Annotated in this window: 8 protein-coding genes; 4 read left to right on the top strand and 4 right to left on the bottom strand. The window is 70.9% G+C overall.

Going from position 1 to position 14040, the window contains the following annotated elements:
- Nucleotides 1–5: 5 nt before the first annotated feature.
- Together IO36_RS12705 and IO36_RS12700 are read right to left on the bottom strand one after the other, a co-directional pair.
- Entirely contained in the window at nucleotides 6–1259 is a 1254-nt protein-coding gene (locus IO36_RS12705) for a winged helix-turn-helix domain-containing protein (RefSeq protein WP_037619545.1), read from the bottom strand.
- Nucleotides 1260–1381: 122 nt separating this feature from the next.
- The gene (locus IO36_RS12700; RefSeq protein ID WP_037619543.1) at nucleotides 1382–1948 is read right to left on the bottom strand and encodes a GNAT family N-acetyltransferase; all 567 of its coding nucleotides are present in this window, start codon (nucleotides 1946–1948) and stop codon (nucleotides 1382–1384) included.
- A 244-nt stretch (nucleotides 1949–2192) separates the two neighbouring features.
- On the opposite strand from IO36_RS12700, the gene secA reads away from it, so the two are divergent.
- Entirely contained in the window at nucleotides 2193–5033 is a 2841-nt protein-coding gene (gene secA, locus IO36_RS12695) for a preprotein translocase subunit SecA (protein WP_037619324.1), read from the top strand.
- Between the two features lie 181 nt (nucleotides 5034–5214).
- Here secA and IO36_RS12690 read toward each other — a convergent pair whose 3' ends face one another.
- Nucleotides 5215–5898 carry an Rv3235 family protein gene (locus IO36_RS12690; RefSeq protein WP_037619323.1) on the bottom strand — a complete coding sequence of 228 codons (684 nt, stop codon included), beginning with the start codon at nucleotides 5896–5898 and terminating at the stop codon, nucleotides 5215–5217.
- Nucleotides 5899–6242: 344 nt separating this feature from the next.
- Between IO36_RS12690 and IO36_RS12685 the strand changes: the two genes are divergently transcribed.
- A complete protein-coding gene (locus IO36_RS12685; RefSeq protein WP_037619322.1) occupies nucleotides 6243–6758 on the top strand; it encodes a DUF6912 family protein in 516 nt (171 codons plus the stop codon).
- 58 nt (nucleotides 6759–6816) lie between these two features.
- Nucleotides 6817–7482, top strand: a complete 666-nt coding sequence (locus IO36_RS12680) for an HAD family hydrolase (RefSeq protein WP_037619320.1) — start codon at nucleotides 6817–6819, stop codon at nucleotides 7480–7482.
- A gap of 98 nt (nucleotides 7483–7580) precedes the next feature.
- On the opposite strand, the gene IO36_RS12675 is transcribed toward IO36_RS12680, so the two are convergent.
- Nucleotides 7581–8147, bottom strand: coding sequence for a DJ-1/PfpI family protein (locus tag IO36_RS12675; protein ID WP_037619319.1), 567 nt, complete (start codon nucleotides 8145–8147; stop codon nucleotides 7581–7583).
- A gap of 637 nt (nucleotides 8148–8784) precedes the next feature.
- On the opposite strand from IO36_RS12675, the gene IO36_RS12670 reads away from it, so the two are divergent.
- A complete protein-coding gene (locus IO36_RS12670) occupies nucleotides 8785–13722 on the top strand; it encodes an NAD-glutamate dehydrogenase (RefSeq protein ID WP_037619317.1) in 4938 nt (1645 codons plus the stop codon).
- Nucleotides 13723–14040: the final 318 nt, after the last annotated feature.

Raw genomic sequence — 14040 nt, 5'->3', positions numbered from 1 at the left:
GGGCGTCACCCCAGGAGTCGGACGAGCTCCGCGGCCAGCGGTTCGCGCAGATCCGGGGCGTCCACCCGCTCGACGCGTACGTCCGTGCAGTCCACCCAGCTCGCCGCCTCGACCAGTGCCTGTGCCACCGCCGGGACCGCCTTCGGGCCGTCCATGCCGACCTGCCGGGCGATCAGGGTGCGCCCCTCCCGGGCCGGGTCGACCCGGCCGACGAGCCGCCCGCCCGCCAGGACCGGCATCGCGAAGTACCCGTGGATCCGCTTCGGTTTGGGCGTGTACGCCTCCAGGCGGTGCGTGAAGTCGAAGATCCGCTCCGTGCGCGCCCGCTCCCAGACGAGGGAGTCGAACGGCGACAGGAGCGTCGTACGGTGACGGCCGCGCGGGACGGTCTCCAGCGCCGCCGGGTCCGCCCACGCGTCACCGGCCGGCCGGGTGCCCGCGTTCCCCGAGCCGCCCTTCCCGGCCGCGGCCCTGCCCCAGCCCTCCACCCGCACGGGGACCAGACCCGAGTCCGCGATCACCGCGTCGACCTGGTCCAGCCTGACGCGGTGGTAGTCCGCGATGTCCGCGCGGGTGCCGACGCCGAGGGACTGCCCGGCGAGGCGCACGAGACGGCGCAGACACTCCTGGTCGTCGAGCTCGTCATGGAGCAGCGGCTGCGGGACGGCGCGCTCCGCGAGGTCGTAGACCCGCTTCCAGCCGCGCCGCTCGACGCACACCACCTCGCCGTACATCAGCGCGCGTTCGACGGCGACCTTCGTGCCCGACCAGTCCCACCACTCGCTGGTCTTCTTCGCCCCGCCCAAGTCCGTTGCCGTGAGGGGGCCTTCGGCGCGCAGCTGCTTGACGACCTGGTCGTAGGCTCCGTCGGGCAGGTCGTGGTTCCAGTGCGGGCGGGAGCGGTAGGCGCGGCGACGGAACGCGAAGTGGGGCCATTCCTCCACGGGCAGGATGCAGGCCGCGTGGGACCAGTACTCGAAGGCGTGCGGTGCCGCGGGGGTGCCGGCCGGCGGCGCGGACGTCCAGTAGGCCTGTTCGACGGTCTTGCGGCCGACGGCGCCGAGCCGGGCGTACGGAATCAGTTCGTGGGACCGGGCGAGCACGGAGATCGTGTCGAGCTGGACCGCGCCGAGGTGCCGCAGGACGCCGCGGACGCCCGCCCGGCGGTCCGGGGCGCCGAGGAAGCCCTGCGCCCGCAGGGCGATGCGGCGGGCTTCGTCCGCGGAGAGTTCGGTGGTGGGACGCGGGAGACTCGTCATGCCCACACGTTAGGCGGTGCCACTGACAACCGGAGGGCTCCCGGACGGTCCGCCGCGGCGCCGGGCCGCGGCCCCGATCCTGGACCCGGTTCGGAAGCCGGCACCGGGGCCCGCCGCGGCTCTCACCGGGCGGGCAGGTAGGGCGCCGTCGACGGGAGACCCAGGTCCGAGGGGAGCAGCGAGCCCACCCAGCAGTCCCGGCGGATCCCCTTGTTGTTGAGGGCGGAGCGCAGCGTCCCCTCGATGGTGAACCCGGCGCGTTCGGCGACCGCGCGGGAACCGGCGTTGCCGACCTCGGCGCGCCATTCGACCCGGTCGACGGACAGGTCCGTGAAGGCCCAGCGGGAGGCGGCGACGGTGGCCTCGGTGATGTAGCCGTTGCCGCGGTGCTCCTTGGCCGCCCAGTAGCCGACCTCGCCGACGCCCAGGGAGCGCATCGTGATGGAGAGCATGCCCGTCAGCTCCCCGGAGCGGAGGAAGACACCGAACGTGAAGGCCGAGCCGTCGACCCAGCCCTCGGGCACGATCTGGTCGGTGAAGCCCGACGCGTGCTCGCGCAGATAGGGCGAGGGGATCGTGGTCCAGCGCTGGATCTCGGGATCCTGGGCGGCCTCGAAGACGGCGTCGGTGTCCTCGACGCCCACGGCGCGCAGGACGAGGCGGTCGGTGGTCAGCGTGACGGGGTCCATCGGCCGATTCTGCTCGGGCGTGCGGAAGGACGCCATTCCTTTGCCCTGGGTGATCGGTTCGCTACTTTTCGCTGTGCGAACGCGGCACCTTCGGCGACGCCTGTCCGTTGTCCTAGTGGCTGTCACGGGCAGACCTCCCGGCGCGGTGGGGTCCTCGCTTACGATGGCCGTTGCTCAAGCTGTGATTTGAATCTGCCATTGAAACCGACCGTCCCAGGCCCGACCGGCAAGGAGACAAACCCCCGTGTCCGTCCTCTCGAAGATCATGCGTGCAGGCGAAGGCAAGATCCTGCGCAAACTGCACCGCATCGCGGACCAGGTCAACTCCATCGAAGAGGACTTCGTCGACCTCTCCGACGCCGAGCTGAGGGCCCTCACCGATGAGTACAAGCAGCGGTACGCCGACGGCGAGAGCCTCGACGACCTGCTGCCCGAGGCCTTCGCGACCGTCCGTGAAGGCGCCAAGCGCGCCCTCGGTCAGCGTCACTACGACGTGCAGATCATGGGTGGCGCCGCGCTCCACCTCGGTTACGTCGCGGAGATGAAGACCGGTGAGGGCAAGACCCTCGTCGGCACCCTGCCCGCGTATCTGAACGCCCTCTCCGGAGACGGCGTCCACCTGATCACGGTCAATGACTACCTGGCCGAGCGCGACTCCGAAATGATGGGCCGCGTCCACAAGTTCCTCGGCCTCGAGGTCGGCTGCATCCTCGCCAACATGACTCCGGCCCAGCGCCGCGAGCAGTACGCGTGCGACATCACGTACGGCACGAACAACGAGTTCGGCTTCGACTACCTGCGCGACAACATGGCGTGGTCCCAGGACGAGCTCGTCCAGCGCGGCCACAACTTCGCGATCGTCGACGAGGTCGACTCCATCCTCGTCGACGAGGCCCGTACGCCGCTGATCATCTCCGGCCCGGCCGACCAGGCCACCAAGTGGTACGGCGACTTCGCCAAGCTGGTCATCCGCCTGAAGAAGGGCGAGCCCGGCAACCCGCTCAAGGGCATCGAGGAGACCGGCGACTACGAGGTCGACGAGAAGAAGCGCACCGTCGCGATCCACGAGTCCGGCGTCGCCAAGGTCGAGGACTGGCTGGGCATCGACAACCTCTACGAGTCGGTGAACACCCCGCTCGTCGGTTACCTGAACAACGCCATCAAGGCCAAGGAACTGTTCAAGCTCGACAAGGACTACGTCGTCATCGACGGCGAAGTCATGATCGTCGACGAGCACACCGGCCGTATCCTCGCCGGCCGCCGCTACAACGAGGGCATGCACCAGGCGATCGAGGCGAAGGAAGGGGTGGACATCAAGGACGAGAACCAGACGCTCGCCACGATCACCCTCCAGAACTTCTTCCGCCTCTACAAGCGCCACGACCACAACGGCAAGGAAATGCCCGGTCTCTCCGGCATGACCGGTACCGCGATGACCGAGGCCGCCGAGTTCCACCAGATCTACAAGCTTGGCGTCGTCCCGATCCCGACCAACCGGCCGATGGTCCGCAAGGACCAGTCCGACCTGATCTACCGCACCGAGGTCGCGAAGTTCGAGGCGGTCGTCGACGACATCGTCGAGAAGCACGAGAAGGGTCAGCCGATCCTCGTCGGCACGACGTCGGTCGAGAAGTCCGAGTACCTCTCGCAGCAGCTCTCCAAGCGCGGTGTCCAGCACGAGGTGCTGAACGCCAAGCAGCACGACCGGGAGGCGACGATCGTCGCCCAGGCCGGCCGCAAGGGCGCCGTGACCGTCGCCACGAACATGGCCGGCCGCGGTACGGACATCAAGCTCGGCGGCAACCCCGAGGACCTCGCCGAGGCGGAGCTGCGCCAGCGCGGCCTCGACCCCGAGGAGCACATCGAGGAGTGGGCGCACGCCCTGCCCGCGGCCCTGGAGCGGGCCGAGGCGGCCGTGAAGACCGAGAAGGACGAGGTCCACGACCTCGGCGGTCTCTACGTGCTCGGCACCGAGCGCCACGAGTCGCGGCGCATCGACAACCAGCTCCGCGGTCGTTCCGGCCGTCAGGGCGACCCGGGCGAGTCCCGCTTCTACCTCTCGCTGGGCGACGACCTGATGCGTCTGTTCAAGGCGCAGATGGTCGAGCGCGTCATGTCGATGGCGAACGTGCCGGACGACGTGCCGATCGAGAACAAGATGGTCACCCGTGCCATCGCGTCCGCGCAGTCGCAGGTCGAGCAGCAGAACTTCGAGACCCGCAAGAACGTCCTGAAGTACGACGAGGTGCTCAACCGCCAGCGCGAGGTCATCTACGGCGAGCGTCGCCGCGTCCTGGAGGGCGAGGACCTGCAGGAGCAGATCCAGCACTTCATGGACGACACCATCGACGCCTACATCGGCGCCGAGACCGCCGAGGGCTTCGCCGAGGAGTGGGACCTCGACCGGCTGTGGGGCGCCTTCAAGCAGCTCTACCCCGTGAAGGTCACCGTCGACGAGATGGAGGAGGAGGCCGGCGACCGCTCCGGTCTGACCGCCGAGTTCATCTCCGAGTCCATCAAGGACGACATCCACGACCAGTACGCGGCCCGCGAGGAGCAGCTCGGCTCCGAGATCATGCGTGAGCTGGAGCGCCGGGTCGTGCTGTCGGTCCTGGACCGCAAGTGGCGCGAGCACCTCTACGAGATGGACTATCTCCAGGAGGGCATCGGCCTGCGCGCGATGGCCCAGAAGGACCCGCTCGTCGAGTACCAGCGCGAGGGCTTCGACATGTTCAGCGCCATGATGGACGGCATCAAGGAGGAGTCCGTCGGCTACCTGTTCAACCTGGAGGTCCAGGTCGAGCAGCAGGTCGAGGAGGTCCCGGTCGAGGACGCCGCGCCGTCGCCGGCCAAGCAGGAGCCGGTCGCCGCGGGCGCGGTGCGCCCCGAGATCCGGGCCAAGGGCCTCGACGCCCCGCAGCGTCCGGACCGGCTGCACTTCTCCGCGCCGACCGTGGACGGCGAGGGCGGCATCGTCGAGGGAGACTTCGCCAGCGACGAGCCCGTGCGGTCCGAGGCGGACGGCCTCACCCGCGCGGAGCGCCGCAAGCAGCAGAAGGGTGGCGTCCGCCGCCGCAAGAAGTGAGTGAGGGTCGCCCGCGGCGGGGAGCACCGCCGGGGGCGACCGGATGACAGGGGAAGGGCCGGACACCGGGTGTCCGGCCCTTCCCCTGTTCGGCCCTCCGCCCGTCCGGAGCGCCCGGAGCGCGTCCGAGCGGGGCCGGGGCGGGCCCGGCGGGGTGTCTCCGGGGAGCGTCCGGCCCCGGTCAGTCGGCTCCGTGGGGTCCTCGGGGGCCGCCGAGCTCGATCGCGGTGCAGCGCCAGCGCAGGTCGGATCCCTGTTCCAGCCGGAAGGCCATGGCGCGGAGCTGGTCGCCGGCGCCGATGCGGGCGAACGCCTCGAGGGCGTCCGGGCGGGCGACGTAGTAGCCGATGTCGCGGACGACGGGACGGGCGCCGCGGGTGCGCAGCGGGCCGCGTTCGGCGAGCCGGACCAGTTCGTCGTAGGCCCGGCCCGCGGTGTGGCGCAGCATGCAGTGGACGGGGCGGGCGCCGCTCAGCACGGCCAGCAGCCGCTCGGCGAAGACGTCGGTGGGCCGGGGCCCCGGAACGGGCCGCCGGGCCGTCTCACGGGCTGCCGTGGCCGGCGCCGGGCGGGCCGGCGTCCGCGGGGACACCTGGACGCCGGTCGTGGGCCCGGAAGGCGCCGTGACGCCGGCGGCGGGCCTGGAGCGTGCCGGGACGCCGACAGCGGGCCTGGAGGGTGCGCGGGTGCCCTCGGCGGGCGATGAGGAACCGTGTGCGGCCCGCGGCGGGCTGCCGCCCGGGGGCCTGGCCGGGGTGCCCGTGCCCGGGGCCCGGGGCGGGGCTCCGCCGGGGCGGCGGGAGTCGCGGCGGCCGGGCGGACGGGCGCCCGGGTGGCGCCCGGTCCTGGTCATCACCTTGTTCATACGTCGTCCCCGCTCGTCGTCCGCACCGGCGGTACCGGTCGGTAACTTTCGTGTCGGGGATCTTGTACGAGCCGGGAAGGGGCCCGCGCAAGGACGGCGGGCGCGCGTCGCGACGGCGGGAGAGTTCACCTATCAGGGTGGTCCGGCCCCGCCGAACCCTTGGTGGCGCGGGGGAGTACCGGGTGAATCCCCGGCGTGGGGTGGACGTGACGCAGGGTGCTGCCGCAGCCTCGAAAGGGGACGCCCGCACGTATCCTGAAGGCCCTCCCGGAGGCGCGGGACGGCCCTCCCCGGAGTGCTCGGACCGCGTGACCCCCGGAGCCCCGACTACGAAAGCGGCCACCATGCGCGTCTACGTCCCCCTGACCCTCTCCGGTCTCGCCGAGGCGTACAAGACGGGAGAGCTGGCGACGGGACCGTTCACCGCGTACGCCGTCACACCCGCCCTGCGCGAGTGGTATCTCTCCGACGACATCGAGGAGCTGGAGTACGCGGCGCTGAGCCGTGCCGCGCTGGCCTCGCTCCGGCTCCTCGCGGCCGAACCGGAGGTCGCCCGGCGCCGGGTCGTGGTCGCGGTCGACGTCCCGGACCGCGCCGCGGCCGCCGACCCCGACCGGGGGCTCGACCCCGCCGCGCTCGGCGAGGTGCGGGTCTCCCAGGACGTGACCCTGGCGAAGGCCGCGGCCGTGCACGTCGACGCGGACGACGCCGAGAAGGACGTGACCGCGGCCGCCGCCGCGCTCGCCGCGGCGGACGCGGGAGACGACGACGCCCAGTTCGTGGTCGACGGCGCCGAGGACCACGAACTGCTCTGGTTCGCCACCCAGGAGGTCCCCGGCCTGGTCGGACTCGGGGAGTAGCCACCCGTGCTCCCCCCGTCCCGCCGGGCCGTCCGTGGCGGCGGGTACGTTCTTACGTATGGGGAAGCAAGCAGAAGCGCACATCGTGTGGGACTGGAACGGCACGCTGTTCCACGACAACGACGCGATCATCGGGGCGACGAACGCGGCGTTCGCCGAGCTGGGGCTCGAGCCGATCACCCTGGAGCGCTACCGGGCGATGTACTGCGTGCCCGTGCCGAAGTTCTACGAGCGGCTGATGGGCCGGCTGCCCACGCAGGACGAGTGGCTGGTCATGGACGACACCTTCCACCGGTACTACGCCGAGCACCGCACGGGGTGCGGGCTCACCGCCGGGGTGCCCGCGCTGCTCGCCGGGTGGGAGGCGGCGGGCCGCAGCCAGTCCCTGCTCAGCATGTACGTGCACGAGGAGCTGGTGCCGCTCGTGCGGGGCTTCGGGATCGAGCCGCACTTCCTGCGGGTCGACGGACGCACCGGGCCCTCCGGCGGCAGCAAGGCCGAGTACATGGTGCGCCACCTCGCCGCCCTCGGCGGGGTCGAACCGGCCCGCGTCGTGGTGATCGGCGACGCGGTGGACGACGCGACGGCCGCCCTGCGCGTGGGCGCCGGAGCGGTTCTCTACACCGGCGGCTCCCACAGCCGCGCCAGCCTGGAGGCGGCCGGCGTCCCCGTGGTCGACAGCCTGGAGGAAGCGGTCGAGGAGGCCGGCCGGATCGCCGCCTGAGGGCCGGGGCTCGCGGGGCTCGCGCCGGCTCGCGAGCCGGAAGGCCCGCCCCCGCTGAGCGCCCCAGGCCCGTGGCCGCGCGGGACCGGGCGGGAACGTCAGGTCACGGGGGCCTTCGAGCGCAGCACCTTGAGGAACTCACGCATCCAGGCGGAATGGTCCGGCCACGCCCGGGCGGAGACCAGCGTGCCGTCGACGACGGCCTCCGCGTCCTGGAAGGTCGCGCCCGCCGCCTGCATGTCGAGCTCCAGCGCCGGGTAGGCCGTGACGCGGCGACCGCTCAGGCCGTCCACCGCCGCGGTCAGCAGCGGACCGTGACAGATCTGGGCCACCGGCTTGTCCGCGTCGAAGAACGACTTCAGGATCTTGCGGAGTTCGAGGTCGTTGCGCAGGTACTCGGGCGCGCGCCCGCCGGGGATCACCAGGGCCGCGTACGCCCCGGGGTCGACCTCGGAGAAGGCCAGGTCAGCGGGCCAGGTGTAGCCCGGCTTCTCGGTGTAGGTGTCGAAGCCCGGCTCGAAGTCGTGGACCACGAACCGCAGCTGCTTGCGGGTGGGAGCCGCGATGTGGACCTCGTACCCCTCCTCGCGCAGCCGCTGGTAGGGGTAGAGGACCTCGAGCGACTCCGCCGCGTCGCCGGTGACGATGAGGATCTTCGGTGTCATGGTGCTGCGCTCCCGTCGGCCGTCCTTGCGCGTTCCGTGCGCCGTCGCGTTCGCCGTCCCGGGTCGACAGCCTCCGGGGCAGGTGCGTGCCGGGGGCAGAACACTGCCCGTAGGACGACGGTAGCCCGCGGTCCGCCCGCACTGCATGCCGTCACCCTCTTCGTCCCTGTGCAGAGTGTCAAAGTTCCACCCCCGGTTTTGTACACATACGGCTCATGACGACCCCCCGGTCGGGGGCGATAGCCTGGTGGCGTGATCAGCGCGATATCTCGCGGGGGCATCGTCGCCCCTGCCCCGCGCCCGGAGCGCACGGACGACATCCGTGACCGGGCGCCGATCGCTGATCTTCACGGGCGGGACGGGATCACGACGACGGCCGTGTGCGCGAGCGGAAACGCGGCGAGCGCCCACGGCAACGCGAACCGTACGTCGGCGGCACCCGGACAACGGACGGCGCCGCGTGCGGCGTCACCGTCTCCGGACCGGGCCCAATTGGCCGATACCACCCCACCCTTCTCCCCTTGCGGCATAGCGTCGAACCAGACCGGACACCCCGCGTCGCGGCGTTGCGTCGGAAGCGACGAGACCGTATTTCCTTCAACGTCACGCAACGGCGCGCGACAGGAGCCAGAGGACAATGCAGACCAAGCTGGACGAAGCCAAGGCCGAGCTGCTCGAGAGGGCCGCCCGGGTAGCTGAGAACAGCCCGGTCGGGGGGCACCTACCGACTGGGACGACGGGCGAGGGCACCCCCGACCGGGACACCGTGCTCGCGTTCCTCCAGCGCTACTACCTGCACACGGCCCCGGAGGACCTCACCGACCGCGACCCGGTCGACGTCTTCGGAGCGGCCTTCTCCCACTACAGACTGGCCGAGATGCGGCCTCAGGGCACGGCGAACGTGCGGGTGCACACGCCGACCGTCGAGGAGAACGGCTGGACCTGCAGCCACTCCGTCGTCGAGGTCGTCACGGACGACATGCCCTTCCTCGTCGACTCGGTGACCAACGAGCTGTCGCGCCAGGGCCGCGGCATCCACGTCGTCATCCACCCGCAGTTCGTCGTCCGGCGCGACCTCACCGGCAAGCTCATCGAGGTGCTGCCCACGCGGCCCTCCGCCGAGGACCTGCCGCACGACGCCCACGTCGAGTCGTGGATCCACGTCGAGATCGACCGCGAGACCGACCGCGCCGACCTGAAGCAGATCACCGCCGATCTGCTGCGCGTCCTGTCCGACGTCCGTGAGGCCGTCGAGGACTGGGAGAAGATGCGCGACGCGGCGCTGCGGATCGCGGAGGAGCTCCCCACGGAGCCGACCGCCGACGACCTGCGCGACCAGGAGGTCGAGGAGGCCCGTGAGCTGCTGCGCTGGCTCTCCGGCGACCACTTCACCTTCCTCGGCTACCGCGAGTACCAGCTGCGCGACGACGACTCGCTGGCCGCCGTCCCCGGCACCGGGCTCGGCATCCTGCGCTCGGACCCGCAGCACGGCGAGGACAGCCACCCGGTCAGCCCGTCCTTCGAGCGGCTTCCCGCCGACGCCCGGGCCAAGGCCCGTGAGCACAAGCTGCTGATCCTCACCAAGGCGAACAGCCGCGCCACCGTGCACCGGCCGTCGTACCTGGACTACGTCGGGGTCAAGAAGTTCGACGAGAACGGCGAGGTCGTCGGGGAGCGCCGCTTCCTCGGCCTGTTCTCCTCGGCCGCCTACACCGAGTCCGTGCGCCGGGTGCCCGTCGTCCGCCGCAAGGTCGAGGAGGTCCTGCGCGGCGCCGGGTTCTCGCCCAACAGCCACGACGGCCGCGACCTGCTCCAGATCCTGGAGACGTACCCGCGCGACGAGCTGTTCCAGACCCCCGCCGACGAGCTCCGGGCGATCGTCACCTCCGTCCTGTACCTCCAGGAGCGCCGTCGGCTGCGGCTCTACCTGCGCCAGGACGAGTACGGGCGCTACTACTCGGCCCTCGTCTACCTCCCGCGCGACCGCTACACCACCGGTGTCCGGCTGCGGATCATCGACATCCTCAAGGAAGAGCTCAACGGCACCAGCGTCGACTTCACGGCCTGGAACACCGAGTCGATCCTGTCCCGGCTGCACTTCGTGGTCCGGGTCGAGCCCGGCACCGAGCTGCCACAGCTGTCCGACTCCGACAAGGAGCGCATCGAGGCGCGGCTCGTCGAGGCCGCCCGTTCCTGGGCCGACGGCTTCGCCGAGGCACTGACCGCCGAATGCGGCGAGGAGCGCGCCGCCGAGCTGCTGCGCCGCTACGGCAACGCCTTCCCCGAGGGCTACAAGGCCGACCACTCCCCGCGCTCCGCCGTCGCCGACCTGGTCCACCTCCAGGCACTCGGCCAGGAGCCCCGTAAGGACTTCGCGCTCAGCCTGTACGAGCCGGTGGGCGCCGCCCCCGGCGAGCGCCGGTTCAAGATCTACCGCACCGGTGAGCAGGTCTCGCTCTCCGCGGTCCTGCCCGCCCTGAACCGCATGGGCGTCGAGGTCACCGACGAGCGTCCCTACGAGCTGCGCTGCTCGGACCGTACGACGGCGTGGATCTACGACTTCGGGCTGCGCCTGCCCAAGTCCCTCAACGGCAACGGCGACTACCTCGGCGACGACGGCCGCGAGCGGTTCCAGGAGGCCTTCGCCGCCACCTGGACCGGACAGGCCGAGAACGACGGCTTCAACGCCCTCGTGCTGAGCGCCGGGCTCACCTGGCGCCAGTCGATGGTGCTGCGCGCCTACGCGAAGTACCTGCGCCAGGCCGGCTCCACCTTCAGCCAGGACTACATGGAGGACACCCTCCGCAACAACGTCCACACCACCCGGCTGCTCGTCTCGCTGTTCGAGGCGCGGATGTCGCCGGAGCGCCAGCGGGCCGGCGTCGAGCTGACCGACGCGCTCCTGGAGGAGCTGGAGGCGGCGCTCGACCAGGTCGCCTCGCTGGACGAGGACCGGATCCTGCGGTCCTTCCTCCACCTGATCAAGGCGACCCTGCGGACGAACTTCTTCCAGAGCGCGGCCGACGGCAAGCCGCACGAGTACGTCTCCATGAAGTTCGACCCGACGGCCATCCCGGACCTCCCGGCGCCGCGCCCGGCGTTCGAGATCTGGGTGTACTCGCCGCGCGTCGAGGGCGTGCACCTGCGCTTCGGCAAGGTCGCGCGCGGCGGTCTGCGCTGGTCCGACCGGCGCGAGGACTTCCGCACGGAGATCCTCGGCCTGGTCAAGGCGCAGATGGTGAAGAACACCGTCATCGTGCCGGTCGGCGCCAAGGGCGGCTTCGTCGCCAAGCAGCTGCCCGACCCGTCGACGGACCGTGACGCGTGGCTGGCCGAGGGCATCCGCAGCTACCGCACCTTCATCTCCGCGCTGCTCGACATCACCGACAACATGGTGGCCGGCGAGATCGTCCCGCCCGCCGATGTCGTCCGGCACGACGAGGACGACACCTACCTCGTCGTCGCGGCCGACAAGGGCACGGCGACGTTCTCGGACATCGCCAACGAGGTCGCCCAGTCCTACGACTTCTGGCTCGGCGACGCGTTCGCCTCCGGCGGCTCCGCCGGATACGACCACAAGAAGATGGGCATCACCGCCCGCGGTGCCTGGGAGTCCGTGAAGCGGCACTTCCGGGAGCTGGGCGTCAACACCCAGACGCAGGACTTCACCGTGGTCGGCGTCGGCGACATGTCCGGCGACGTGTTCGGCAACGGCATGCTGCTCTCCGAGCACATCCGCCTGGTCGCCGCGTTCGACCACCGGCACATCTTCATCGACCCGAACCCGGACGCGGCCACCTCGTACGCCGAGCGCCGCCGGCTGTTCGAGCTGCCGCGCTCCTCGTGGGCCGACTACGACACCGAGCTGATCTCGGCCGGTGGCGGCGTCTTCCCGCGCAGCGCCAAGGCCATCCCGGTCAACGCGCACATCCGCGAGGCCCTCGGCATCGACGCGAACGTCGCGAAGATGACGCCGGCCGACCTCATGCGGGCCATCCTCCAGGCGCCCGTCGACCTGCTGTGGAACGGCGGCATCGGCACGTACGTGAAGTCGTCCGCCGAGTCGAACGCCGAGGTGGGCGACAAGGCCAACGACGCGATTCGCGTGGACGGCGCCGAACTGCGCGTCAAGGTCGTCGGCGAGGGCGGCAACCTCGGCCTGACCCAGCTCGGCCGGATCGAGTTCGCCCAGCACGGCGGCAAGATCAACACGGACGCCATCGACAACAGCGCGGGCGTGGACACCTCCGACCACGAGGTGAACATCAAGATCCTGCTCAACGCCGTGGTGGCCAACGGCGATCTGACCGTCAAGCAGCGCAACAAGCTGCTCGCCGAGATGACCGACGAGGTCGGCGCCCTGGTCCTGCGCAACAACTACGCGCAGAACGTGGCGATCGCCAACGCGCTGGCCCAGTCCCCGAGCATGCTCCACGCCCAGCAGCGCTTCCTGCGCCACCTGGTCCGCGAGGGGCACCTGGACCGGGCCCTGGAGTTCCTGCCCAGCGAGCGGCAGATCCGTGAGCGGCTCAACTCCTCTCAGGGTCTGACCGGTCCGGAGACGGCGGTCCTGCTCGCGTACACGAAGATCACGGTCTCCGTCGAGCTGCTCGCGACCTCGCTGCCCGACGACCCGTACCTGCACAGCCTGCTCCTCGCCTACTTCCCGACGGCGCTGCGCGACCAGTTCCGCGAGCAGATCGAGGGACACGCGCTGAGCCGGGAGATCGTGACGACCGTCCTGGTCAACGACACGGTCAACACGGGTGGTACGAGCTTCCTGCACCGTCTGCGCGAGGAGACGGGCGCCTCGCTGGAGGAGATCGTCCGGGCGCAGACCGCGGCCCGCGCGATCTTCAACTCCAGCGCGGTGTGGGACGCGGTGGAGGCGCTCGACAACACCGTCGCCGCCGACGTGCAGACCCGGATCCGGCTGCACTCGCGCCGTCTCGTCGAGCGCGGCACCCGCTGGCTGCTCAACAACCGGCCGCAGCCGCTCCAGCTCGCCGAGACGATCAGCTTCTTCACCGACGGTGTCGAGCAGGTGTGGTCGGAGCTGCCCAAGCTGGTCCGCGGCGCGGACCTCGAGTGGTACCAGCAGATCTACGACGAGCTGTCCGAGGCCGGCGTGCCGGACGAACTCGCCGCCCGCGTGGCCGGGTTCTCCTCCGCCTTCCCGGCGCTGGACATCGTCTCGGTGGCCGACCGCATGGGCCGGGACCCGATGGCCGTCGCCGAGGTCTACTACGACCTCGCCGACCGTCTCGGCATCACGCAGCTCATGGACCGCATCATCGAGCTGCCGCGTGACGACCGCTGGCAGTCCATGGCCCGCGCCTCGATCCGTGAGGACCTGTACGCGGCCCACGCGGCGCTCACCGCCGAGGTCCTGGCGGTGGGCGACGGAGCCTCCACGCCCGAGCAGCGCTTCGAGGAGTGGAAGGAGAGGAACACCGCTCTCCTCGGACGGGCCCGTACCACCCTGGACGAGATCCAGGGATCGGACTCGTTCGATCTCGCCAACCTGTCGGTGGCGATGCGGACGATGCGCACCCTGCTGCGCACGCACTCCTAGCGGTAGTCCACCCAGCGCTTCCCGGGCTGTTCCTGGCCCGGGCGGTACGCGGACGGGGGCGCCCCGGGCCATCACGGCCCGGGGCGCCCCCGTTTTCCGTTCCCGCACGCTCGCCGTTCCCGCCCGCCGTCCGGACGGACGGACGAACGGGCGGCAACGGACGCACCCTTTCGGGGCCGATCTTTCTTTCCCGCCTCACGCGAAACTCCGGCTCGTAATTTACCTATACCTGGTAAATAGGACATTTAGCTTAAGGTTGGCTCCGCCGACGGCCCGACCGGCGGCTCTATCGACGGACAGACGCGTGGAGGTTCCGGA

The organism is Streptomyces aureus (assembly GCF_000725495.1).
Classification (GTDB): Bacteria; Actinomycetota; Actinomycetes; order Streptomycetales; family Streptomycetaceae; genus Streptomyces; species Streptomyces aureus_B.
This window is presented reverse-complemented; position numbering and strand designations above follow the sequence as displayed.